The sequence below is a fragment of the Acinetobacter sp. MF4642 genome, assembly GCF_002018925.1.
In the GTDB taxonomy this organism is placed as follows: domain Bacteria; phylum Pseudomonadota; class Gammaproteobacteria; order Pseudomonadales; family Moraxellaceae; genus Acinetobacter; species Acinetobacter johnsonii.
In genome coordinates this window covers 138,765-162,363 of the sequence record NZ_MVON01000004.1, presented here as the reverse complement: position 1 = coordinate 162,363, position 23,599 = coordinate 138,765, and the positions used below count along the sequence as shown (strand labels likewise).

At 41.8% G+C, this 23,599-nt stretch carries 23 protein-coding genes; 11 read left to right on the top strand and 12 right to left on the bottom strand.

What is annotated here, in order from left to right:
- Positions 1-102: 102 nt before the first annotated feature.
- The 4 genes from ubiA to glnA form a co-directional block, all read right to left on the bottom strand.
- On the bottom strand, positions 103-984 hold the full coding sequence (gene ubiA, locus MF4642_RS03915; protein ID WP_078425362.1) for a 4-hydroxybenzoate octaprenyltransferase: 882 nt from the start codon (positions 982-984) through the stop codon (positions 103-105).
- Complete coding sequence (locus MF4642_RS03910) at positions 981-1,466, bottom strand: chorismate--pyruvate lyase family protein (protein ID WP_078425361.1); 486 nt, start codon at positions 1,464-1,466, stop codon at positions 981-983. Before MF4642_RS03910 ends, ubiA begins: the two co-directional genes overlap by 4 nt.
- Positions 1,467-1,553: 87 nt before the next feature.
- Positions 1,554-1,829 (bottom strand): hypothetical protein, encoded by a 276-nt coding sequence (locus tag MF4642_RS03905; protein ID WP_078388621.1) that lies wholly within the window; start codon positions 1,827-1,829, stop codon positions 1,554-1,556.
- Positions 1,830-1,918: 89 nt separating this feature from the next.
- Positions 1,919-3,334, bottom strand: a complete 1,416-nt coding sequence (gene glnA / locus MF4642_RS03900; RefSeq protein ID WP_005400480.1) for a type I glutamate--ammonia ligase — start codon at positions 3,332-3,334, stop codon at positions 1,919-1,921.
- A gap of 842 nt (positions 3,335-4,176) precedes the next feature.
- Between glnA and MF4642_RS03895 the strand changes: the two genes are divergently transcribed.
- The 3 genes from MF4642_RS03895 to trpC are packed head-to-tail and all read left to right on the top strand — an operon-like array spanning position 4,177 to position 6,647.
- Entirely contained in the window at positions 4,177-4,761 is a 585-nt protein-coding gene (locus MF4642_RS03895) for an anthranilate synthase component II (protein ID WP_004695699.1), read from the top strand.
- A gap of 16 nt (positions 4,762-4,777) precedes the next feature.
- Positions 4,778-5,824, top strand: a complete 1,047-nt coding sequence (gene trpD / locus MF4642_RS03890) for an anthranilate phosphoribosyltransferase (RefSeq protein WP_005400478.1) — start codon at positions 4,778-4,780, stop codon at positions 5,822-5,824.
- 16 nt (positions 5,825-5,840) lie between these two features.
- Positions 5,841-6,647 (top strand): indole-3-glycerol phosphate synthase TrpC, encoded by an 807-nt coding sequence (gene trpC / locus MF4642_RS03885; RefSeq protein WP_062034010.1) that lies wholly within the window; start codon positions 5,841-5,843, stop codon positions 6,645-6,647.
- A gap of 115 nt (positions 6,648-6,762) precedes the next feature.
- Here trpC and MF4642_RS17115 read toward each other — a convergent pair whose 3' ends face one another.
- From MF4642_RS17115 to MF4642_RS03875, 3 genes are all read right to left on the bottom strand, one after another.
- A complete protein-coding gene (locus MF4642_RS17115) occupies positions 6,763-6,858 on the bottom strand; it encodes a helix-turn-helix transcriptional regulator (RefSeq protein WP_264754336.1) in 96 nt (31 codons plus the stop codon).
- Positions 6,855-7,340, bottom strand: coding sequence for a LuxR family transcriptional regulator (locus MF4642_RS03880; protein WP_227518512.1), 486 nt, complete (start codon positions 7,338-7,340; stop codon positions 6,855-6,857). The genes MF4642_RS17115 and MF4642_RS03880 overlap by 4 nt, the downstream gene beginning before the upstream one ends.
- A gap of 142 nt (positions 7,341-7,482) precedes the next feature.
- Positions 7,483-9,417, bottom strand: a complete 1,935-nt coding sequence (locus MF4642_RS03875) for an AAA family ATPase (RefSeq protein WP_227518511.1) — start codon at positions 9,415-9,417, stop codon at positions 7,483-7,485.
- Between the two features lie 351 nt (positions 9,418-9,768).
- Here MF4642_RS03875 and MF4642_RS03870 point away from each other — a divergent pair, with 351 nt between their 5' ends.
- The 6 genes from MF4642_RS03870 (at position 9,769) to MF4642_RS03845 (ending at position 14,848) form a co-directional block, all read left to right on the top strand.
- A complete protein-coding gene (locus tag MF4642_RS03870) occupies positions 9,769-10,263 on the top strand; it encodes a 2,4'-dihydroxyacetophenone dioxygenase family protein (RefSeq protein WP_004695688.1) in 495 nt (164 codons plus the stop codon).
- 70 nt (positions 10,264-10,333) lie between these two features.
- Entirely contained in the window at positions 10,334-11,968 is a 1,635-nt protein-coding gene (locus MF4642_RS03865; RefSeq protein WP_078425360.1) for a long-chain fatty acid--CoA ligase, read from the top strand.
- Positions 11,969-12,000: 32 nt separating this feature from the next.
- Positions 12,001-12,822 (top strand): SDR family NAD(P)-dependent oxidoreductase, encoded by an 822-nt coding sequence (locus MF4642_RS03860; protein WP_227518510.1) that lies wholly within the window; start codon positions 12,001-12,003, stop codon positions 12,820-12,822.
- A gap of 251 nt (positions 12,823-13,073) precedes the next feature.
- Positions 13,074-13,760 carry a Smr/MutS family protein gene (locus MF4642_RS03855; RefSeq protein ID WP_004982632.1) on the top strand — a complete coding sequence of 229 codons (687 nt, stop codon included), beginning with the start codon at positions 13,074-13,076 and terminating at the stop codon, positions 13,758-13,760.
- Between the two features lie 93 nt (positions 13,761-13,853).
- Positions 13,854-14,402, top strand: coding sequence for a GTP cyclohydrolase I FolE (gene folE, locus MF4642_RS03850; RefSeq protein WP_171262494.1), 549 nt, complete (start codon positions 13,854-13,856; stop codon positions 14,400-14,402).
- Between the two features lie 86 nt (positions 14,403-14,488).
- Positions 14,489-14,848 carry a cupin domain-containing protein gene (locus tag MF4642_RS03845; RefSeq protein ID WP_078425358.1) on the top strand — a complete coding sequence of 120 codons (360 nt, stop codon included), beginning with the start codon at positions 14,489-14,491 and terminating at the stop codon, positions 14,846-14,848.
- 56 nt (positions 14,849-14,904) lie between these two features.
- Here the strand turns inward: MF4642_RS03845 and MF4642_RS03840 are convergent, their stop codons facing one another.
- The 5 genes from MF4642_RS03840 to hemE form a co-directional block, all read right to left on the bottom strand.
- The gene (locus tag MF4642_RS03840; RefSeq protein ID WP_078425357.1) at positions 14,905-16,281 is read right to left on the bottom strand and encodes a diguanylate cyclase; all 1,377 of its coding nucleotides are present in this window, start codon (positions 16,279-16,281) and stop codon (positions 14,905-14,907) included.
- A gap of 196 nt (positions 16,282-16,477) precedes the next feature.
- Complete coding sequence (locus tag MF4642_RS03835) at positions 16,478-18,361, bottom strand: DUF4105 domain-containing protein (protein WP_078425356.1); 1,884 nt, start codon at positions 18,359-18,361, stop codon at positions 16,478-16,480.
- Positions 18,362-18,430: 69 nt separating this feature from the next.
- A complete protein-coding gene (locus MF4642_RS03830) occupies positions 18,431-18,901 on the bottom strand; it encodes a DUF3015 family protein (RefSeq protein ID WP_004695672.1) in 471 nt (156 codons plus the stop codon).
- A gap of 146 nt (positions 18,902-19,047) precedes the next feature.
- On the bottom strand, positions 19,048-19,845 hold the full coding sequence (locus MF4642_RS03825) for a DUF817 family protein (RefSeq protein WP_171262493.1): 798 nt from the start codon (positions 19,843-19,845) through the stop codon (positions 19,048-19,050).
- Positions 19,846-19,881: 36 nt separating this feature from the next.
- Positions 19,882-20,952, bottom strand: a complete 1,071-nt coding sequence (gene hemE, locus MF4642_RS03820; RefSeq protein ID WP_078425354.1) for a uroporphyrinogen decarboxylase — start codon at positions 20,950-20,952, stop codon at positions 19,882-19,884.
- A gap of 202 nt (positions 20,953-21,154) precedes the next feature.
- On the opposite strand from hemE, the gene MF4642_RS03815 reads away from it, so the two are divergent.
- Both MF4642_RS03815 and MF4642_RS03810 read left to right on the top strand, forming a co-directional pair.
- Positions 21,155-22,396 (top strand): L,D-transpeptidase family protein, encoded by a 1,242-nt coding sequence (locus tag MF4642_RS03815; RefSeq protein ID WP_078425353.1) that lies wholly within the window; start codon positions 21,155-21,157, stop codon positions 22,394-22,396.
- An 81-nt stretch (positions 22,397-22,477) separates the two neighbouring features.
- Complete coding sequence (locus MF4642_RS03810; RefSeq protein ID WP_227518509.1) at positions 22,478-23,533, top strand: hypothetical protein; 1,056 nt, start codon at positions 22,478-22,480, stop codon at positions 23,531-23,533.
- The last annotated feature ends 66 nt before the right edge of the window (positions 23,534-23,599 follow it).

Here is a 23,599-nt window from a genome sequence, read left to right as displayed (position 1 = left end):
ATACTTTTATTCATTGTTTTTTTAAGCATGAAACTACATGCCGTTTTATTAAGACATAATAAAAGCGCCCTGTATAGGACGCTTTTCAACCAAACAATCACTTTAAATAATTAATTCTAAAAAGATTCCAGTAAAAATAATGAATCCCACCCAACGATTGTGACGGAATGCCCAAAAACAATACTGTGGATCTCTATCTTTGGTTTTTGACCATTGATAAATAAAATCAGCCACGACTACCAGCAATGCGATTAAACCCAATGGCATCAATAAATTTTCAAGGTAAAGCGCCGCACCGATCAAAACGACACTCATCGCCTGTAAAAGTGCAATGATTTGAATATCAAAACGACCAAACAAAATGGCTGTCGACTTCACCCCAATTTTTAAATCATACTCACGGTCAGTAATCGCATATTGAGTATCGTACGCTACAGTCCAAGCCAGATTGCCAAAATACAGCAACCAACAGGTTAAATCTAATGGTTTACCCATGGCCGTAAATGACATCGGAATTCCCCACGAAAAAGCCATGCCTAAAACAACCTGAGGCAAATGGGTATAGCGCTTCATGAAAGGATATATAAATGCGAGAAAAAGCCCACCTAAAGCACAATAGAATGTTTCAATCGGTAGAAATAACAACATACAAGCACTAGCAAAGACTAAAGCTAGAAACACATAAATGGCTTCTTTGGCCGTGATAATCCCTGTTGCTAAAGGCCTCGTTTTAGTGCGCTCTACATGCGCATCGACCTTCCGATCAGCAAAATCATTAATTGCACACCCAGCCGCACGCATAAATATCGTGCCAAGTACCATCGGAATCAGAATACCAATTGGCGGTATGCCCTCTGCTGCAATCCATAGTGCCCACATGGTAGGCCAGAACACCAATTCTGTGCCAACAGGCTTATCAAAACGACATAAATAATAATAGGCTTCTAAACGTTCACGCCAAGTAATTTGATGCGCAGTTGTCATGACTGTCCTTCAGATGCTGAATTCTGCTTTTGCAAAAATTGCTCAAAACTCGCTAAAAAAGTTTCTTGAACAATAAACTTGCAACCGTGCCAAGTATAACAGCTCTGTCTAGTCCAGCCATCTTCTAGCCAAATCACACGACGTTCACATGCTGGATTGGTGCGCTGAAACAAGAACCAACCAATCGGTTTTTTACCAATATGTTTAAAAAGCCGTGCGCGGCCTTGCAAACTTAAGATCGGGAAAATGCTTTTAGCTTTGACCCAAGGCTCTACATCACTGCCATATAAAAAACTTTCTCGTACCCATGACGTATGCTGAAACGGCATGCCCATCCATTTTGCATCGATAAACTGAAGACGCTGAAAATACTCTTTGGTTGGTTGAACCCTAAATGTTCCATCAGCCAAATCCTTCAGTTGCTGAGTAAGTGAACCTGAAGCATATAACCATGTTTTCAGTTCAGCTGGAATCTGCTGCATAAGCCTACCTGTACCATTGATTTACTGTGCGCTTAAACGCTTTTTGAGTTATGCAGAATGTCATTGATTCAATTCTAAGATCAATCTTTAGCAATTATCTGTTTTTGCAATGGTTTCAAATTTACCCTGCGGAGTTTTTACCAAAATAAAACCTTCAGCACTCAAGTAAAAACTTTGAGGATAATCATAATCCAGTGCTAACTCAGGGCTTTTCAATGCAACAAATTCTGCCTGCTTGTAGCCTTCAGGGGTGCGACCAACTTCGATATAAATCACCATCGAAAAATTTAGCTTAAAACCTTTGTCGTGATCTTTAGGGTCAATCCAAGGATAAAAACTGGTGTGCTTCTTACGCTGTGCCATTGCTCTCATCAATTTTTTTCAAGTTAAACAGATGATACAAAAAAACCCGCGGCTAGCGCGGGTTTTTTGCAGCGAAATTCAGTTCAGAATTACAAGCTGTAGTACATATCAAATTCAACTGGGTGAGTTGTCGTGTTCAAACGACGCACTTCTTCAGTTTTAAGTTCGATATATGCATCAAGCATTTCTTTAGTGAATACACCACCTTTAAGAAGGAACTCGTGATCCGCTTGAAGCGCTTCAAGAGCCATATCTAGGCTGTGCGCAACTGTAGGGATTTTCGCTTCTTCTTCAGGAGGAAGGTCGTATAAGTTTTTATCAGCTGCTTCACCTGGGTGAATCTTGTTTTGGATACCGTCAAGACCCGCCATTAACAATGCAGCGAAACCTAAGTACGGGTTCATCATTGGATCTGGGAAACGAGCTTCGATACGTTTGCCTTTCGGGCTAGAAACGTAAGGAATACGGATAGAAGCAGAACGGTTACGTGCTGAGTAAGCCAACATAATCGGTGCTTCGAAGTGCGGAACTAAACGCTTGTACGAGTTTGTAGATGGGTTCGTAATTGCGTTCAATGCACGAGCGTGTTTGATTACACCACCAATGAAGTAAAGCGCCATTTCTGACAAACCAGCGTATTCATCACCAGCAAACAAGTTCTTGCCATCTTTAGAGATTGACATATGAACGTGCATACCAGAACCGTTATCACCAACCATTGGCTTAGGCATGAAAGTCGCAGTTTTTGCATATTGGTGCGCAACGTTCCAAACCGCATATTTGAACTGTTGTACTTCGTCAGCTTTACGAACCATTGTGTTGAAGCTTACACCAATTTCTAATTGGCAAGATGCAACTTCGTGGTGATGTACTTCTACACGACCTGGGCCCATGATGTCTTCAATACGCGCACACATATCAGCACGCATGTCATGTGAAGAGTCAACTGGAGGAACTGGGAAGTAACCGCCTTTAACACGTGGACGGTGACCAGAGTTTCCGCCTTCGTAGTCTTTGTTTGTTGACCAAGCAGCTTCTTCAGCAATCAATGTATGGCGCGCGCCAGACATATCAATTTCCCATTTTACTTCGTCAAATACGAAGAATTCTGGTTCTGGACCAAAGAATGCAGTATCACCAATACCTGTCGATTTTAGGTATTCTTCAGCACGGCGAGCAATCGAACGCGGGTCACGGTCATAACCTTGACCTGTTGATGGCTCAATAACGTCACAAGTAACAACTACTGTCGGCTCAGCGAAGAACGGGTCGATAAAACCAGTTGCAGCATCTGGACGTAAGATCATGTCAGATGCTTCAATGCCTTTCCAACCAGCGATAGAAGAACCATCAAACATTTTACCGTCTTCAAAAGTATCTTCGTCGATAGTATCTGCTGGGTAAGTTACGTGTTGTTCTTTACCCTTAGTATCCGTAAAACGGAAATCGACCCATTTTGCGCCACTTTCTTGGATGAGTTGTAGGACCTTGTTCGCCATGCTCATTTTGCTCCGATGAATTTTTGTTGCACTCTTTAGTGCGTGTTAGTAGTTGGTTGTTCTAAAGCAATTACCGTACCAACTTTAAAAAGCTTAGCTAAAATATTGAATTCATTATCAGAATAACAGTTTTAAGCTGTTTGCTTTGGCTCTATTATACTGAGCTAAAAAGTAAATGCACCATATTCAAGCATGCTTCTTCACATTTAATCTAAAAGATTTTGAGTGTGGATCATAATGGTGCATTTTTAAATTTCACTGTGCAATTTCCACCCGTTTTTTATAAATTAGAGCGCTGTTTAAGCTGTTTTTTTCGCCTTGATTTGACCTCCACACCTCATATCACGGTGGGAAACATTAATAAAACCAAATATAATCAGCATAATTGACTGTTTTTATTTGATTTTAAAAAAAGTAAAAACCTCTCCTTTCAAACCAAATATAAACCCGATATCTCAGATGTGAGCAAGCAAAAAAATATGCTCTGTTTTGGTGACATTAGGGGAGTTTTTAGCTCACAACATCAGAAGATATCCTTTTATATTCCTTGAATATGCATGCTTCATGACATTTACACATAGTCCACGAGGTTTCTCGTTAGAGTTTGAATCTAAGATATTCATAAACTCTATATCAGTTAGTAACAAAACCCATTGTAATTTTTAGGCCCGAAAAAAAATGTCACGCCCTAGCTGTGTATTTTTTGCTATGATAATTTCGGTTTTGTGCCTCCATTCAAGTCATTGAATGAGAAAAATAATTTACTTATAGCTTTATAATGTAAACGCACGAATACCATAGGACTCTTCAAGCACATTTATCTGCATAAATTTCAATAGGTTAAGCTCATGCTTTTAATGATCGACAACTATGACTCTTTTACATACAACATCGTCCAGTATTTTGGCGAGTTAAATCAAGAAGTAAAAGTAGTACGTAATGATGCCGTGACATTGGAAGATATTGAGCGATGGCAACCTAAGTATCTTGTAATTGGCCCTGGTCCATGCTCACCTTCGGAAGCAGGAATTTCTATTCCAGCCATTCAGCATTTTGCTGGAAAAATTCCATTATTAGGGGTGTGCTTAGGACATCAGGCCATTGGTCAGGCTTTTGGCGGCGAAATCATTCGTGCCAAAAAAGTGATGCATGGGCGTTTGTCTGACATGCACCATTCGAATAAAGGCATTTTTAGCGACCTCCCTTCTCCGTTTTCAGCAACGCGTTATCACTCACTGGTGATTGATCAAGAAAGCTTGCCTGAATGCTTAGAAGTGACTTGCTGGACCAATGAAGCAGATGGCTCAATTGAAGAAATCATGGGTGTAAAGCATAAGACGCTTGCCGTTGAAGGCGTGCAATTTCACCCTGAATCAATCTTGAGTCAGCATGGCCATCAAATCTTTAAGAACTTTTTAGAAATTTACGCATAAATGAGTGCAGTGAAAAATGAATATGCAACAAGCTTTAAATAACATCACTAAAAATATTGAGTTGACGCAGCCGCAAATGGAAGACGTCATGCGTACCATCATGAATGGTGAAGCAACTGATGCCCAAATTGGTGCACTGATGATGGGTCTTCGCTTAAAAGGTGAAAGTATTGATGAAATTACCGCAGCAGCTCGTGTCATGCGCGAGTTTGCCATCAAAATTGATGTCAGTGATGTGCCTTATTTAGTCGATATCGTCGGTACAGGTGGTGACGGTCAGAACTTATTCAACGTCTCGACTGCGTCTGCTTTTGTGATTGCTGCGGCAGGTGCAACTATTGCTAAACATGGTAACCGTGGTGTTTCAACCAAATCGGGTTCCTCGGACCTGTTAGAACAAGCAGGCATCCAACTTGACTTAAACATGCAACAAACTGAACGCTGTATTCGCGAAATGGGTGTCGGTTTCTTGTTTGCCCCGAATCATCACAAAGCGATGAAGTATGCGGTTGGCCCACGTCGTGAATTAGGCATTCGCAGTATTTTTAATTTACTTGGCCCGCTTACGAATCCGGCTGGAGTAAAACGTCTAGTGATTGGGGTGTTTTCGACTGAATTATGTCGACCAATTGCAGAAGTGATGAAACAACTGGGGGCTGAACATGTCATGGTCGTTCATTCTAAAGATGGTTTAGATGAAATTAGCCTTGCATCAAGCACCTATGTGGCTGAACTCAAAAATGGTGAAGTCACCGAATGGGAGATTCAACCTGAAGATGTTGGGATCGAATCGCAAACTTTAACAGGTTTAATCATTCAAGATTCTGCTGAAAGTTTAAGCTTAATCAAAGATGCCTTAGGTAAAAACAAATCCGATAAAGGCGAAAAAGCAGCCAATATGATTGCTTTAAATGCAGGTGCCGGTCTGTATGTCTCTGGACTTTGTACCAGTTATAAACAAGGCGTGGCTTTAGCACATGACATCATCTACGGCGGACAAGCCTTAGAAAAGATGAGCATCCTTGCTGAATTCAGCAAAACCCTTAAACAATACGACGCTTGATAGACAGGATTTTGTCATGGTAGATATCGCAAATACGATTTTAGGCAAAATTGTGGATCGCAAGCAGGAAGAGTTTGCTGCACGCCTCAAACAACGTAGCTATAAAGATGTTGAAGAATGGGCACTTGAGGCAACTCCTGTACGTGGTTTTGCAAAGTCTTTACTGAGCAAACAACCGGGTGTAATTGCTGAAATTAAGAAAGCATCACCATCTAAAGGCATTATTCGTGAAAACTTTGATCCTGCTGAAATCGCGCAGCAATATGAAGCCGCAGGTGCAGCATGTTTATCGGTTTTAACCGATGTCGATTTTTTCCAAGGTGCCGATGAAAATATTCAAATTGCACGTTCTCACTGTGCTCTGCCTGCATTACGCAAAGACTTTCTGATTGACCCTTACGGGGTGATTGAAGCACGTGCTTTACATGCCGACTGTATTCTTTTGATTGTGGCATGCTTGTCCGATCAACAACTCGAAGAAATGTCTAAAACAGCTTTTGAACAGAATTTAGATGTCTTGGTTGAAGTACATGATGAAGCAGAACTTGAACGTGCTTTACGTCTATCTGAGCGTTGCGTATTGGGTGTCAATAACCGCAACTTAAAAACCTTTGATGTGGACTTAAACACTTCGATTCGTTTGAAAAAACTGCTTGAACCATCTCGTCTACTGGTGACGGAAAGCGGCATTGCGACCCCAGCGGATGTTGCAATGATGCAAGAGCATGACATTCATGCTTTCTTGGTCGGTGAAAGTTTTATGAAGCAGCCGCGTCCAGACCACGCCTTTACTGAGCTGTTTGGAACACCTAAATCACTTTAATCGCATATTCAGGGTAAGGCATGCTCTTACCCTGAATATTTTATGATTTGCACTTTCAAAAAGCTGTTGAAGATCTCGTTAAACAGTAACATATAAAAAAAAATTCAATCTTAAATCACTCAATTAAGCCCTGCTTCTTGGCCTCATTCACCGCTTCCATTCGAGAGCGGACCTGCAACTTGTTATAGATTTTACGCAGATGCCATTTCACTGTATTGATGGACAAAAAATCGACTCGGATATTTCAGCATCAGTACAGCCACGGCTTAGTTTTTCTAAAATTTGGATTTCACGTTTCGATAAAGCCTCAAGGCCAGAACTACCGATCAAAGCTTCAACACTGCTTTCAGCTTGATTGAGCTTTTGAAGTTGCTGAATATATTCTAATAATACAACTGTATGCTTTTGCTTCTGCCGACTTAAATACTGACTTAAGCCACTTAACATATCCCAAATTAAAGGGTTTTCATCTAGAATCACCCGCACTGCCTGAGTCGGCATGAGGGTTTCAAGCGCTTGTTGTAGCGCCTCAAAAGCCTGTTCATGTTGTTTCAGCTGATACAGGGCCAGTGCAAACAAAATTTGAACACGCGCAAAACGTATCGGATAAATCCTAAAAAATGCTAACTGTTGGCTTAAATATTCTTTGGCTTGCTCGGCTTGCCCCATGAAAATTTGCTGACGCAGCACCATTAAATCATCGCCACGCAGCAAATGGGTGAAATTTAAATACGGCTGAAATGCTGCCTGTTCAGTATCAGCTAATCCAGAAAGAGGGCTTGCTTGTTGCGCATAGGCTTGTATGGTTTGTGCGAGTCGAGGTAACGACCATTGACTACTTGCGGGTATGGGCTTGATGCAAACACACTTGTATCGCGGCTTGATCTTGATGCAACGTAGCTAAACGCATTTGTAAGATATAGCCCACCACCACCATATCAGGCATAGCCAAATGATCGCCGCCATTGAAATCCATTAATGCAGCTTCAACTTGCGCCATTTGGTTCATTTCATAATACAAGTCTGCTTTAAAGCTGCTTAGAATATTCATAATGGCCGCTTTATTGTCATCATCTAAGCCTAATTTACGATATTCCTCGCTCTGTCCAACTTGTGCAAACTTTTCTGCTGCGAGAGTCAAATCTCCTAATAAATAATCACATAGGGCATCAATACAATCGACCATTGCCACACCATATAGGTTATGCCCTTGCAAATAGATAATACGCGTTTGTAGCAGCAACTTTCGTGCTTCGCTCATTTGCCCCAAACAAATGTGATACAACCCCACAATTCCTATGAGTGGAGCACGCGCAAAATAAGCCGTACTTGCCAGTTGTGCTAAGTTTTGTTGCGCTAAGGTATAAGCCACATCCAACTTGTCTTCTAAAACTGCAATAAGAGGAGCTAAACCTAATTGGTCCTCATGTTGTAATAAGGTTTCATGTTGATCCACGCTATGCCAGAGCTGTAGGTAATGATTGGCCAAGGTCACTTGATGAGTCAGCACCAAAGTCCAAATAATGTCATAAAGCAAATTTGAGTTTTGTACCAAAACAGAATCCGGTATCTGCTTGACCAACTCCAAGAAAGTATAGTGTCGACCTTCTAAAATCAGTTCACGACATACCGAGTTAAGCAATGCCAAAATCAATTGCTGATCTTCTGCTTGTTGGGCGTGATAAATCGCTTCCATCAGATAACGCTGTTGTTTGAACCATTCTGCCGCTTTACGATGCATGTGCTGATATGCATCAGGTTGTAAAAGCTTAAACTTCGATTGTAAAAAGTCTCGAAATAAATGATGCACGCGATACCATGTACGTTGTTCATCTATCGCTTGAATGAACAAACCTTTTTGACTGATGACATCGAGAATTTGCTGTGCAGCAGGATTACCTGTTAAGGCGATGACCAAAGCTGGATTAATTTTTCTCAATACACTAATTTGCAATAAGAATTGCTGAATTTCAGGGTCTTGTTGTAAAAAAACCTGCTCACTGAGGTAATTTACAATCTGATGATGCGCACCACTTAAGTTTTGAATAAAGCCATGAATATCTTGGTGTTCTTTCAAATATAAATTGGTGAACTGAATACCTGTAAACCAGCCTTCAGTTTTATCAATCAGTTGTTCTGCAAGCTCAGTGCTTAAAGCAAGCTGGTCAAAGTTTTGTTGTTGTAAAAACTGAATGAGCTCACTGCTTTCTTGCTGTTTGATACTCAGCTGAGACTCTGTGACCCACTTTAAACGACCTAATAGATATTCTTTCGCGAAACTCCAGTTGGGTTTGACCCTTGAAGCAATCACCAAATGACAATTTTCAGGTAAAGACTGGTACAACCACCAAAAAATATTTAAACATTCTGGGTTCGTTAATGTTTCAAACTCATCGATAAATAGAACAGTGTCAGCACCTGCTTCCGCCACCTTTTCAGTCAGTTCGATGATGTGTTGTTTATGGATCTGCCCATAAGAGATGGACTGCGGTGGCTCTAAATCCAAAAGTGCCAAACGCACATATTGATAGAGGCGAATCGGGTCATTGTCATCATCATCCAAGGTCAACCAGCAGACTTTCTTTCCCTTTGCTAATAGAGACTCTGAGAGTTGATGCATCAGCGTGGTTTTTCCATAACCCGCCGCGGCGTGAATAAAAACCAAAGAAGACTGACAATAATCCACCATCTGACTTAACAGTTGGGGACGTTGCATTGCCCTGCCATTTTGCACGCTCGGACGACTGAGTTTAGTCTTCAACACTTGCATGTATATTCATCCAATCGTTTTTTATTCAACTTCATCTGCAATGTTCATTTCCCTGAATTTTGCATTTGGCAAAACATCATCCTCAACCAATCATGTTATGCCATTTTCCAGTCTAAAACACTTATAAATTAGTCGGGGAACTACAGTTAGGCAATGTGAAATTGCATCAAAATCATGCTTTCAGATACCCCAACCTCAAACTATTCATTCGCATATTTATCAAACAATGTGAATTCCATTCTTTCGAGTGGTTTGTGATCTTTGAAACATTGCTATGCTCAAGCTCAAGGAAATCTTAGGTATTGATATCTCATATCATATTCTAAATCAAAGATATATAAGGAGTTTGTCATGAGCATCGCACAATCAGTTAAACATCAGGATCGATTATTAACGATTAACATCAAAGATGGCGAAATCAAAAATGCACTACCGGGTGTGCATGTCACGCCTTGCTTTTTAGACCCTGATAATGGCGTCTGGGTTATTCATGCCCGTTTTGAACCAGGTACTATACTTCCACGTCACTTCCATACCGGTGTTGTACATTTCTATACAACAGCAGGTTCATGGCATTATGTCGAATATCCTGAAGATGTTCAAACGGCTGGCAGCTATTTATTTGAACCAGCAGGTTCGATCCATACTTTAGCAACACCAGAAGGTGCTGAAGGCTTTATGGTCATTAATGGTGCGAACGTCAACTTAAATGATGATGATTCACTGATGTTTATTATGGATGCAGGTTGGATCGAGCGCACTCTTCACGTCGTGGCTGAACATACAGGGCAAAAAATGCCGCGTTATATTAAACCAGGTTCGGATGTTGTATTTAGCGACAAATAAATTCCAAAAGGCTTTTGGCTTCGGCTAATAGCCTTTTTTATTAGAAAAATAGTCACCAAGGATGAATGAAATGTTTGGCAAAATGATGCACCAATCTTTATTGATTAGTAATTTAATCGAACATGCGGCAAAGTACCACGCAGATACTTCTATTTTTTCACGTGAAGTAACTGGACAAATGACCACCACCAATTGGTTACAGGTCCAACAGAATAGCAAACGTTTAGCCAATGCTTTCACATCATTTAATCTTAACCAAGGTGATCGTCTTGCAACGATCACGTGGAACAACCACCGTCATTTAGAGTCTTGGTATGCTATTTCAGGGAGTGGTTATGTTTGCCACACCATCAACCCTCGCTTATTCCCAGAACAACTGGTGTTCATTATTAACGATGCACAAGATAAAGCGATTTTCTTTGATTCAACTTTTCTACCGTTAATTGTCGCAATCCAAGGCAAAGTACCAACCGTTGAAAAATTTATCTGTTACGGTGCGTGTGATGAAAAAGTCATTGCAGCACTTCCAGATGTTATTTTCTATGATGATTTAATTCAAAACCAATCTGCTGAATTTAACTGGCCGCAATTCGGCGAAGAAACCCCAAGTTCTTTATGTTATACCTCAGGCACAACAGGCAATCCGAAAGGCGTACTATATAGCCACCGTTCCACCCTCTTACACACCATGGCGATAAGCTTGCCAGACTCATTGAACCTGTCGGCAAATGATGTGGTCATGCCTGTTGTTCCAATGTTCCATGTCAATGCATGGGGTGTGCCATATGCCGCAGCTATGGTCGGTAGTAGCGTGGTTTTACCGGGACCAAATCTAGATGGTGACAGCCTTGTTGACCTGATTGACAACTATAAAGTTACTGTGGCTTTAGGTGTGCCTACCATCTGGCAAGGCTTACTTGCGGCTGCGAAAAAACGCGGGACAACTTTAGAGAGTATGAACCGTAATGTCGTGGGTGGCGCTGCATGCCCACCATCGATTATTCGTGATTTCAAAAACAACTATGCTTGCGACACCATTCATGCATGGGGAATGTCTGAAACCAGCCCACTGGGAACAGCGAACCAACCGAAAGCAAAACATGCCACGTTTAGTGCTGAAGACTTTGAAAAGTTACGCTTAACCCAAGGTCATCCACCTTTTGGTGTTGAATTACGTATTGTTGATGAAAGCACCAATCAAGTCTTAGCTAATGATGGTCATACTCAAGGGAATTTACAAATTCGTGGCCCTTGGATTGTCGATCATTATTTCAATCAAGAAAAAAGTGCCACCACAGCCGATGGTTGGTTCGACACGGGTGATATCGCAACCCTAGATGCAGACGGTTATATGACCATCTGTGACCGTGCCAAAGATTTGATCAAATCGGGCGGTGAATGGATTTCTTCGGTTGAACTCGAAAATATTGCTGTGGGTCACCCTGAAATCCGTATGGCAGCTGCTATTGCAACACGTCATCCGAAATGGGATGAGCGCCCAATTTTGATTGCCGTAAAACAAGAAAACTCAACACTGACTGAAGAAGAAGTGCTGGCTTACTTTGATAATAAGATTGCCCGCTGGCAGATTCCTGACGTGGTGATTTTTGTAGATGCACTGCCAATCAACGGTACAGGTAAAATTGTGAAGGCAGAACTCCGCAAACAATTTGGTCATGTTCTACTTCAAGACGAAGTCGTTTAAGGCTCATTCGAAACATTCAAAAGGATATTGTGATGAAAAAAAATATGAAAACAGCATGGGTTACAGGCGGCAGTAGCGGTATTGGTCTTGAACTGACTAAATACCTACTCAAAGACAACTTCCAAGTGTGTATTTTCGCCCACACGGGGATTGAACAAGCGGTGCTTGAGTTGCAAAAGCGCTCCCCTGCGGTCTGTGGTTTTGAAGTCGATGTACAAAATGAAAGCAGCATCATCGCAAAATTTGCAGAAGCAGTGACTGCATTTGGTACACCAGATTTGCTCATTAACTCGGCAGGCATTGCGATTGCAAAATCATTTGAAGACATGACGTCTGAAGAATATTTACGAAAAATTAATATCAACCTGGTCGGTAGCCGTAATGTAGTCCATGCTGCATTACCGCATCTCAAGCAAGCGGTTCAACAAGGCAAATCACCAAAACTGGTTTTAGTTGCATCAGCAGCGGGCTTGGTCGGTTGTTATGGTTATACGGGTTACTGCTCATCTAAATTTGGCGTGGTCGGTTTGGCTGAAGTGCTACGTATGGAACTGCGTAGTCAGAAAATTAAAGTTGCCGTGGTTTGCCCGCCAGAAATTGAGACACCGATGGTATTTGACGAACGTAAAAATGGTTCACCAGTCACAGCGGCATTAAAACAACTTGGCGGCAGCCTCCCACTAGAAAAGGCCTGTCAGGAAATTTACAACGGCATTTTTTCTTCTCAATTTATGATTATTCCAAGTACTCAAGCACGTATTCTTGCCAAACTTTCACGTGTCTTGCCTGACCTTTATCGTAACCAGATCGATAAAAAACTAGATAAAATCATCCGTACTTTACGTGCAAGTTAAGTCACGACTGACTTAGCACGCCAAACCTGAACCCGAGTACATCATTTGTCTATCTAGATAGAATGGTTGCTCGGGTTCAATCATTTTAAGTTATTCCAGAACAGCAGTGCTCTTGAGCACCCCGCAGAATACTATTCGCCATTTGACATGCAATTTTTGCCATTCTCTATGAATGCAATTCAGTTCAAATATAGGGAAAATCAGACTATAATTATCGCCTAATTTCTTATTTTGCGTATTTTTCTGACACTATGAGCAAACATGATTCATCGCTTTCTAAAGAACAGTTTAATTTACTGAAAGACTTTAAAAAGCAAATCACCAATCCGCATTCGACTGCCATCAAACAGTCTGAGGCCCAAGCTCAAGTTGCTCCACCCGAGCCAGAAGATGATTTCGCGTTGTTTCAAAAACAAATGCAAGGTGTCCAAAAGATGGAGACCGCGAACATTGCCAAAATAGAAAAAAATCCAAAGAAAAAAATCGATGCGCAAACTTTAGCAAAACGTGCAGCGGCTGAAGGCCCAATGCATACCGATGCAACTGAGCTGTCCGATACTCAAGCGATGCTCAACCCTGTAGCGAGCCAAGCAGCGCTCAGTTATCGCATTGCTACGCTGCAACACAAAGTATTTGAAGATTTAAAAGCGGGGAACATCCGTTGGTTTGAAGCAGTCGACTTGCATGGTTGCACCGTTGAAGAAGCCCGTGTCGCAGTTTTACAAGTCATTCAAATGGCCAAAGATGAAAATCAAAATGTCATTAAAATTGTACACGGCAAAGGTCCGGAAGCCATTTTAAAAACCTATGTGAATGGTTGGCTGCGTCAACACCGCGATGTGCTGGCTTTTGTAAGTGCACCAGAGAAGCAAGGTGGTACAGGTGCTGTTTTAGTGTTGCTAAAACGAAGCGAGAAGAACCCAAAGTTTAAACAGTAATCGGATTTTTGTCCAAAATAAGGCATTGGAATAGTTTTCTGCTACAATGCCGTCCTTGTTCAATATCAGTGTAAGTGAACACGTCTTATGTCTATGCAGCAATCCTACGCTAACATCTTAACTGCCGTTGGTGAAGACCTAACCCGTCCAGGTCTCCTCGATACGCCTATGCGTGCTGCTAAAGCTTTTTCGTATTTAACGTCTGGTTATAGCAAAAGCTTAGAAGAAGTGACCAATAATGCGGTGTTCCCATCGGACAACCGTGAAATGGTACTGGTTAAAAATATCGAATTTTATTCACTCTGTGAACACCATTTATTGCCTTTCTATGGTCGCGTACATATTGCATATTTACCTGAGGGTAATGTCCTTGGACTCTCTAAATTTGCACGCATCACCGAAATGTTTGCACGTCGTCTACAGATTCAAGAAAACCTGACGCAGCAGATTGCAGAAGCGGTTGCAGAAGTGACAGGTGCACGTGGCGTAGCGGTTATGATTGATTCTGCACATATGTGTATGATGATGCGCGGCGTCGGCAAGCAAGAATCGACTACACGTACCGTTTCCTTTATTGGTGACTTTAAGGCCAATAAAGAAGAGCGTCGTGAGTTTTTAAGTGCAGTCCCTGAAAGCTATTAATTGAAACATAAAGCCTCAACCTCTGTTGGGGCTTTTTTTATGCATATATCGTTGAACGATTCATTTTTTGTTTAGAGGAATACGCAATGTCAGCAATTTGGTTAGCAGGTCATGGTTTGACCCAAGGCGAACAGAGTATTGATTTTCCACGTCCAGACCGTTTGGTCCAAGGCAACCCACAGCGCCAGACCTATAGTCTATATGAGCATCCGCACATGGGCTGCGGGATTTGGCACTGTGAAGTTGGCTCATGGAATATTCAATTTGCTGACAACAAACAAGAATTCTTTCAAGTGATGGAAGGCTGCATCCGTATTCATGATGCCCACACTCAAGACTTCATTGAAGTCAAAGTAGGTCAGGCAGGAATTATTCCACCGAGTTTTATCGGCACATTTGAAGTGGTTGAAGCTGTAAAAAAATACTATGTGATTGTTGAGGTATAAGCACCTCAACAACCGATTTGAAACGTCTTAGAACAGTTCGTGTTTAAGTCTGAGATTTAAACACTCAGGACTTTTTCAGTCACATGAATACAGTTACGCCCTTTATTTTTGGCGGCATAGAGTGCCGAATCAGCAGTGTCTAAAAAGCGCTGATAGTCAGGATGACCATTATAAACCGTACAGCCAATACTGACGGTAAAACTAAAACTTTGCCCATGAGCGGTGCGAATTGGGGTTTCCTGTATCCGCATGAGAATCGTTTCAGCGATTTGTAAAGCACGCGTGAGATCACTGTCGACCAACAGCAATAAGAACTCTTCGCCACCGACACGGAAGGCATAGTCACTGCCCTTCGCTACATCTAACAAGACTTCCGCAATAAAACGCAGTGCCAAGTCCCCTGCGGTATGCCCATATTTATCGTTGATACGTTTGAAATAATCCGCATCAATTGCTAGTAGGCTGAGCGCAGCATCATTTTTACGGGCAAAATTAATTTCACGCGACACAATCGTACTTAAATAACGACGGTTTAACAGCTGAGTCAGTGAGTCATTGCCTGAGTCTATATATTCGGTCACTTGAAACAGTTGATCGACCAAATGCTGAATCTGTCGGTTCACGTCACGAATTTCTTGAATGCGTTCTACCTTCTGAGCCTGATCCTGACAGTCGAGCACGTCAAAATTGAGGGTATCGACCTGTTGAATCAGCCTGATAATGGTCTCCACCTGCTCTGCACCTGTAAACGCATACGCTGCTTTATGCACAAACCATAGACCAAATTCTGACTTAGACAAAGCAATGTGTTGCAACTGCGGATGCTCGGAGAAGACTTTGAACATCAACTCATTTTCCCAGTCGAGCAAAATACTGCGCTGCTTATCTTTTTGTACCGCGACATCTTGCATTGCAGAAAATAAGCGATAGCTATGCTTAACTTCATGGCTTCGCTCTGTATTGGCTTCATAGGATCTGCACATAATTTCTGTCGCAAAACCCATAATTTGCAGCATATAACTTAGCATGTGGTGGTTATTTTCTAGCGGAAGTTCAGCCAAGAGTTCCAAGATCTTGTTTTCAATCTCGCGAATACCGCGCATGATCAACCAAGAAGGAATACCCACCCGCGCATGTACCTGCCCAACTTTTTGTTGTTTTTCAACTGCTGCGTAATAAGCTTCATTCACAGCCACGTCGAAACTTTCAATGAGCCATTGGTTTAAACTGTTTTTTAAACGTTGTTGAATGATGTCATCTTTAAAAAAATCTGCAGCCTCAGGCTCCAAGACAATATTGCTATAAAATTCATTAACCAATACAGACGAATGCTGCTGAATAAAATTTTGCGCTTTAACGTGATCATTCACTGAATAATGTTGGCAAATTTTCCCCCATTGCTCGGCCAATTTAGCCATGCATTCATCATTCATAAAACTTACCTATTTATATATTTTTGAGACTTACTAGACATTTATGTGATTAATATAACAAATTTCAATACTTATTTTCACCATCAGCTTTCATTTTCAGCGCTTTATAAAAAGTAAGGCTCACGTTTGGTTGTTTTAACGGCAATGACTTTCATAAAAAAAGCCCCATTATTGGAGCTTTGAAAAGAGGATCGAACTAAAAGAAATGGATATAACTCAAACCCGTCTGATCCCAATCTTTGCCTTTTTGCTGTTGATACTGCCAATGAAGCCTCAACGCATTTTGCTGATTGAATAAATATTGCAACTGAGTATTCAGTCTGACTTGCCATTGATGGCTATCTTCCCAATATGGCAGCTCGACCTGTACCAAACTATTGATATGTTCGCTCCAGATGTTCTGGCAGCCTACCGTTGGCCCAAGTCCCACGCGCCAACCTCGGTCTAAAGCTTTGCCTGCTTGAATATGATTTTGCAATTGTGCATAGCATAAATGTTGACGATCTTGATCTGCCACACTATAGCCAAACTGACTGGATAGATTAAATACGCCGTGTTGATCCTGTTCACTAAATGCACCATCTCGATTTAGTGCCTCTTGTTGCCAACCCATGTTAAAACCCCAGCTTAATGGCGTTTTAAAGGCAGTCAGTGGACTGTAGGCATTGACCTCCAGCACATTCAACTCTTGCAGTTTTAGTCGATCATCACGGTATTCGAGGCTACCGTCTAGAAACTTAAGCTGTGTACCCAAACGGAAACCGCCTTGCGGGTCTATCAAGTCATGATAGGCCTGACGATGGCTCAGTCGGAAATAAGTGTCACCTTGTATTTCACCTGCTTCAAGCTGAATAGTTCGCGCATGATGACCTTTTACCGGATCTACTTTTGGCGCTTCGACCACTTGACGCTGCTTTTCCAAGTCAATCTGACTCCGCAAACCCAGCAGTTGTCGAATACGCGGTTGGGCGTCTTCTGCCGCAATCTTTTGTGCAATTAACTGTAAATACACATGGTCATAGGCCATTTCTAAAATACGTGCCTGATCCACCAAAGCATAGCGATTCAAATAATCTTGCATTTGAGCAGGTTCAAGTTGCGCAACCTGATGCGCAGACGCTGCCAAAGCTTGACCATGTTGTTTGGCTTGTGCCAACAATTGAGTTTCTAAAGCTGGACGGTAAACACTTTCTGCAATTAGATGGTTTTCATCGACCGCCTTAATAGTCTCAACAGGAATCGCAGCGGTTTTAAATTGTTTTTGTAGGTTGACCTCTGGCCGTACCAAATCAATTAAACCCAGTAAACGATAGGCACAGTTATCATTGATAAAATAGTAAGGAAATTGCACATGCTTGAGTTCCCAAATATGCTCAACCATTGTCTTGGTTTCTTCTGGCGTCAGGGCTAACTCGTACTCCCACAAATCGCGGCTTTCCAAATCACCATATTCTTTCACTTTTCGATAGTACGGCATGAGTGAGTACTCACCTGGGTACTGCCCGGTTAAGCCCTTCCATGCAAAAGAAAAGCTGTCGCTATTGGCCACTGTCGCTGCATAATTCACGGCATAAGAGACTAAGTTCAGCTGTTTTTGGTCTTTAGGATCGAGCCTTAACAGGGTATGCCCAAACATCGAACTGGGATTGCCCATAAAGTCCGTGGCGTAAATTAAAGTCGCCTTATACGGCTTAATTTGCCCAAGCCACTCATCCAGCTCAGGACATGAGGCTTTAGGCAGTTGGTTTGATGCAATATTCAGTTGTCCTATGAGCCATTTTGAACGTGCCGGAAAGCGACATTGAATCGATTGATTGGCTGCGGCTGGGGTAAAAAGTGCTGCAATATTGGCATCAAGCTCTTGTTTGAGCTGAGTTTGTCCGTGTTCGCTATAAAAAAATGAACGGTAGGTGACTTCACTTTGTCCTGAGACATTGGCATACATCAAACGTTGCCAAGTCACATTTGAGGCTAGCTTCAGCTGCTGTGCTTTTTCAATATAAAACTCTGCTGAGCTAGGTGCTTGAGCAAAGATGCTGGTGCTGAATAGCACACTAAAGAGGAGGACAACAGATTTCATGCAGTGTTAGCTATTCTTCTTTTTTAGATATGAAAAACCCTGCCTGAATGGCAGGGTTTTATGGTGCAATTAAACGTATGCTTTTAATACGCTATCCGTTGCCATGACTGCTTGTAAAGATGCTAATACTTGAAGCGCATCTTGGTTTTCAGCTGAATAGATTTTTGCGAAGTTTTGTTTAGACACTTCAAAGAAACGTGCTTTATCTTCAGACTGGATGTTCAGTAATTCAGCCAGTACATTTAGACTTTCGCCCTCACCAACTGCCATATCACGCGCCAATGCTTCCGCATTTTCGTTGGTAAATGTTACTGCCTGAGCAGTCACAGTACCTGTACCGCTACAACCTAAAGTACCAAAGGTAATACCGAAAAGTTGGTTAGCAAAAAGACCATTGGTTGTACCCGCTAAAATTTTAGCGACTTTACCAGACTGGCCAGCCCAAATTTGTGAACCAATACCACAACCGACGTCATTATCTGCAAATGTAGCGGTAGAACCAACAGCCAAAACCGCAGCCAATGCTATTTTTTTCAACATAAGGTTTCTCCAGACTCGATTATCTCCGAGTATTTTTATTGTTCCCATTGTGTGTATTTTGAGCTACACCCTTGTAAGATAGCCGTAACAAGCGCATAACGCAAAACAATTTATACTAAAGTGAAGTGAATATTTAAAAATGTGCTTTAGCGGTATAAGGACCAACTGCCACGTAGATCTCGTTTCCCTAAAATCTTTAACACCAACACCAGACTGAGCAGTAGCAATAAATACCAAGAACCCAACTTGCCCCAACCGACCATATGCCATGCATCGACTTGACTTGGGTACAGCCAGATTTGGTAAAACGTACTGATATTTTCCGCAATCCAAATAATAAAAGCCAACAGTAAAAGTACGGGTAACATCGGCAGTTGAAAACGGTGCTGCTGTAATTCAAAGCCAATCTTGGTTTTCCAAAACAGCACTATGCTCCACGCAAACAAAAGATAACGAATATCGGGAACAAAAAATTTGGACATAAAGTTGATATAAGACAACACCGCTAAGGTTAGCATGGCGGAGAAACGGGGCAAGTGTTCAAAAGAAATATGATAAAGACGCAATGAACGCGCAAAAAAACTGCCCACAGCCGAATACATAAAACCTGCAAACAAAGGCACTGTTAAAATTTTAAACACGGCGGGATGCGGATACTGCCAAGATGCAATTTGCGGATGAGTCAAAAAGATTTCCATCACCATTGCCATCACATGAAATAATGCAATCACTTTAGCTTCGGCCCAAGACTCAAGTTTTAAATACAGCAGACAAACTTGAATCAGCACGGCATAAAACAATAGATAGTCATAACGGAAAAAGCCGAAATATTCCTGACTCCCCATACTGGCTGTGAACGCAAAAGCCAATAACAGTAATATCCCAAATAAGGCAGCCGAAGCTGCCTTAGATGAGAACTCAAAACATGATTTTAAAATCGTGATCACGCATGAACCCTAATTGAATTGAAGCTGTGAAACTTAGAGATATTTGGCACTGTATTCATGCACAGTATCAACAAAGGCTTTCGGGTTTTCAGGGTCAACCCACTGAGTAATGCCATGACCTAAGTTTGCAACATAACCTGTTTTCTCACCGCCTGCATAAGCGTCATCCAACATGGCTTTAGTGGCTTTCACGATGGTGTCATGCGAACCATATAATGTTGCAGGGTCTAAGTTGCCTTGCAGTGCCGCACGGCCAGCCACCGTTTGACGAGCTACATTTAATGGCGTCGTCCAATCTAAACCAAAAGCATCAGCTCCTGTTGCCACCATCGGCTCTAGCCACTGACCGCCACCTTTGGTGAATAAGATCACAGGCACTTTACGTCCTTCATTTTCACGTTTTAAACCTGCAACAATTTTTTGCATGTATTTTAAAGAAAATTCTAAATATTCACGGTGTGCCAATGCCCCGCCCCAGCTGTCAAAAATTTGTACGGCTTGAGCACCTGCATCAATTTGCGCATTTAGATAGTCAATCACCGCATCAGCCAAACGATCGAGCAGCGCATGTAAAACTTCAGGTTGCGCATACATCATTTGTTTGGTGAAACGGAAATCTTTGCTCGAACCACCTTCAACCATATAAGTTGCTAGCGTCCAAGGACTGCCTGAAAAACCAATTAATGGCACTTGGCCGCCAAGCGCTGAACGGATCGTCTTGACTGCATTCATCACATAGTCGAGATCAGATGCAGCATTAAACTGAGGTAAATTCGCCACATCTTGTTCAGTACGAACCGTTTTATGAAATTTAGGCCCTTCCCCAGCTTCAAAATAAAGCCCTAAACCCAAAGCATCGGGTACAGTTAAAATATCTGAAAATAAAATGGCAGCGTCGAGCTCATAACGACGTAAAGGCTGTAAAGTTACTTCACACGCAAATTCGTTATTTTTACACAGCGAAAGGAAATCACCCGCTTGTGCACGGGTTGCACGATATTCAGGTAAATAACGCCCTGCTTGACGCATCATCCAGACGGGTGTGGTATCTACAGGTTCACGTAATAAAGCACGTAGAAAACGATCATTTTTAAGCGTCGTCATTTACTTTCCCATCTCAATTAAATTTGCTCACCATCATAACAAAAAGGTCGAATTTTTAATAACTTCTCATAACACTAAAATTCGATCAGGACAAAGATGCAAACGAATATTTACACAAAACAAATACTGCATCTCCATCTTTTTTCTGTAATACTTGACTAGTTTTTACTTTGTAAATGAATAATTCTTAAGGTTGAATTACATGTTCGTTCGCACAATACTCGCGATGAGTTTAAGTTGCATTCTTGCTGGTACAGCGTTTGCTGCATCTACTACTGAACAACCTTTGACGCCCAAAAAGATCATTGGTACTTCAGTTCAAGATCCTATTGATCCTTTAGCAACAGATGTCGCTTCAGCTTCTACTGCGGTTGCAAATAGCCAAATTACAGCAAAAGAACAAGCAGACTTAAACCAAGCTTCGCAAACTTTAGATCAACTTGAACAATCTGAAGATAAAACCGCTGACGTTGGTGCTGCACCAAGCAAAACCACCCCTGCACCGACCACCACGACGACCAATCCTGCTGCAGCAAAAGCATCGTGGACATTAAATGGTCTAAACAGTGCAGAATGGTTTGACAATATTGGTAAAGGCCAATTCCCTGTCTATGCACGTGCTCACGTGATGCTGAATAATGCACATGCGTCTCCGGGTGCAATTGATGGCATGAGCGGTAAAAATACCCTCAAAGCCATTGCTTCGTTCCAGCAAATGAGCGGTTTAAAAGCAACAGGCACTTTAACCAAAGAAACTTGGGATGCCCTACTGGCAAGCCAAGGTTCTAAGCCTGCATTTATTGAATACACCATTACCGAAGCAGACCTAAAAGGTCCTTATGCCGCATCAATTCCACGCGATTATGCACTACAAGCCAAAATGAAAGGTTTGTATTACACTCGCGTGACTGAAATGTTGGGTGAAAAGTTCCATATGGATGAAGACTTCTTGCAGAAGTTAAATCCAAAAGCGACCTTCAAAAAAGCGGGCGAAAAAATTATTGTGGCCAATATCCGCAATGAAGTGCCAGAAGACATTCATTTGATCGTTGCGCACAAAGGTGCAAAACAGCTGTATTTATTTAACAGCCGCAACCAAATGATCGGTTCTTTCCCTGCAACCATTGGTAGCTCAGATACTCCGTCTCCAACGGGTACTTATAAAGTCACTGGTGTTGCGCCAAATCCTTGGTATAGCTACTCACCAAGTAACTTTGTACAGGGCAAAAACTTAAAACCACTTTCTCTACCACCGGGTCCAAATGGTCCTGTAGGGAATATCTGGATTGGTTTAAGCAAAAAATCATTTGGTATTCATGGTACACCAAACCCTTCAGCTATTTCTAAAACAGCATCGCACGGTTGTATCCGTTTGACCAACTGGGATGCTAATGATCTTGGCAAAAAAGTGAAGTCAGGTGTTACGGTTAAATTCTTAGAGTAATTGGCTTTCTAAGTTATTTACGCTATAAAAGGTGTTCTCTTGAGAGCACCTTTTTTCAATTACAACAATATAAAAATGACGATGAACGCTTTAAAAATAATACTGCCCGTGGCCTGCTTACTATCTTTCTCAACTTATAGCTTTGCCGAATTAGATGAAGAAATCGTGACCAGCGTGGATGCTTATGTAGTGGAATCTGACCATCCATTTGACAGTCTGGATGATCATGAAAAAATCCGTCATCCGCAATACATTCCAGAGCAAGACAGTCTCAGAGAACCACTTTTGAATGCACGCTATTATGTCATCGCAGGCAAATCTCCGATTTACTATTACGCGATTCGAACAGGGCCAAAGCCTAAACTACTTTATTTAAACCCACCCCACTCCGCGGTTTTTTCAATAGGCGAGGCTTATACTGAAAATCGAGAAAAAATCACCCTACAGCCCCAACTCAACAACACCGTCAAAGATCATGAGCTGTTTTCGATTATGCCTGTCGCTCAGCATTTCGCCCTGATCTTTCGTACTCGCTATGCCTATACTCCTACAGAGTTAAAAGCTAATGCAGTTATGAACTCCATCTATGCCAACAATCGCTACCGATACAGCTATGAAATTATTGAAATTGACACGAATGGCAAACAGCTCCACCGCGTGCAATTTGTGGCTCCAACCATTGAAGATGGAATGAGTTTTAGCCCCAAATGGGATGAGGACTCATCAGATTATAATAATGCAATACTGGAATACAGCACCAAGTCCCCGGGCGACTACCAAACCGTGCACCCTTATAACCTTGAAACCCGCTATGAGTACAGACAAGGTCAATTGAAGCACTTTGAACAGAAAATTCTGCTCACCGCCAGTGACAAAGTATTTTTGAAGAATCCACCCAACTCGATTAATTATGAAAATTATCTCGATGATCAAGATGTACCACTCTCCGTTGAAAGCAGTACTTGCCTTGATGACTATTTTGTTTTTAAAGACAAAGCAGCTCCACTCGGTGTGAAATGGGGCAATGACTGGATGCAACAGCAGCCGAATCTACATCAACAATTTTTAGCTGAATATGCGCAAGGCAAAAACTACGTCTGGAAAGATTTCCGCGTACGGTATTGTTATTTAAACTAAGGCTGCAATGTTGTGTTTAATCATTTCAATATTGAAACGCAACATTGCAAATTCACTATTTTAGAG

Coding starts and splice junctions, on each gene's coding strand:
- ubiA (WP_078425362.1), bottom strand. CDS start 984: ATGACAACTGCGCATCAAATTACTTGGCGTGAACGTTTAGAAGCCTAT.
- MF4642_RS03910 (WP_078425361.1), bottom strand. CDS start 1,466: ATGCAGCAGATTCCAGCTGAACTGAAAACATGGTTATATGCTTCAGGT.
- MF4642_RS03905 (WP_078388621.1), bottom strand. CDS start 1,829: ATGGCACAGCGTAAGAAGCACACCAGTTTTTATCCTTGGATTGACCCT.
- glnA (WP_005400480.1), bottom strand. CDS start 3,334: ATGAGCATGGCGAACAAGGTCCTACAACTCATCCAAGAAAGTGGCGCA.
- MF4642_RS03895 (WP_004695699.1), top strand. CDS start 4,177: ATGCTTTTAATGATCGACAACTATGACTCTTTTACATACAACATCGTC.
- trpD (WP_005400478.1), top strand. CDS start 4,778: ATGAATATGCAACAAGCTTTAAATAACATCACTAAAAATATTGAGTTG.
- trpC (WP_062034010.1), top strand. CDS start 5,841: ATGGTAGATATCGCAAATACGATTTTAGGCAAAATTGTGGATCGCAAG.
- MF4642_RS03880 (WP_227518512.1), bottom strand. CDS start 7,340: ATGGTGCTGCGTCAGCAAATTTTCATGGGGCAAGCCGAGCAAGCCAAA.
- MF4642_RS03875 (WP_227518511.1), bottom strand. CDS start 9,417: ATGCAAGTGTTGAAGACTAAACTCAGTCGTCCGAGCGTGCAAAATGGC.
- MF4642_RS03870 (WP_004695688.1), top strand. CDS start 9,769: ATGAGCATCGCACAATCAGTTAAACATCAGGATCGATTATTAACGATT.
- MF4642_RS03865 (WP_078425360.1), top strand. CDS start 10,334: ATGTTTGGCAAAATGATGCACCAATCTTTATTGATTAGTAATTTAATC.
- MF4642_RS03860 (WP_227518510.1), top strand. CDS start 12,001: ATGAAAAAAAATATGAAAACAGCATGGGTTACAGGCGGCAGTAGCGGT.
- MF4642_RS03855 (WP_004982632.1), top strand. CDS start 13,074: ATGAGCAAACATGATTCATCGCTTTCTAAAGAACAGTTTAATTTACTG.
- folE (WP_171262494.1), top strand. CDS start 13,854: ATGCAGCAATCCTACGCTAACATCTTAACTGCCGTTGGTGAAGACCTA.
- MF4642_RS03845 (WP_078425358.1), top strand. CDS start 14,489: ATGTCAGCAATTTGGTTAGCAGGTCATGGTTTGACCCAAGGCGAACAG.
- MF4642_RS03840 (WP_078425357.1), bottom strand. CDS start 16,281: ATGAATGATGAATGCATGGCTAAATTGGCCGAGCAATGGGGGAAAATT.
- MF4642_RS03835 (WP_078425356.1), bottom strand. CDS start 18,361: ATGAAATCTGTTGTCCTCCTCTTTAGTGTGCTATTCAGCACCAGCATC.
- MF4642_RS03830 (WP_004695672.1), bottom strand. CDS start 18,901: ATGTTGAAAAAAATAGCATTGGCTGCGGTTTTGGCTGTTGGTTCTACC.
- hemE (WP_078425354.1), bottom strand. CDS start 20,952: ATGACGACGCTTAAAAATGATCGTTTTCTACGTGCTTTATTACGTGAA.
- MF4642_RS03815 (WP_078425353.1), top strand. CDS start 21,155: ATGTTCGTTCGCACAATACTCGCGATGAGTTTAAGTTGCATTCTTGCT.
- MF4642_RS03810 (WP_227518509.1), top strand. CDS start 22,478: ATGAACGCTTTAAAAATAATACTGCCCGTGGCCTGCTTACTATCTTTC.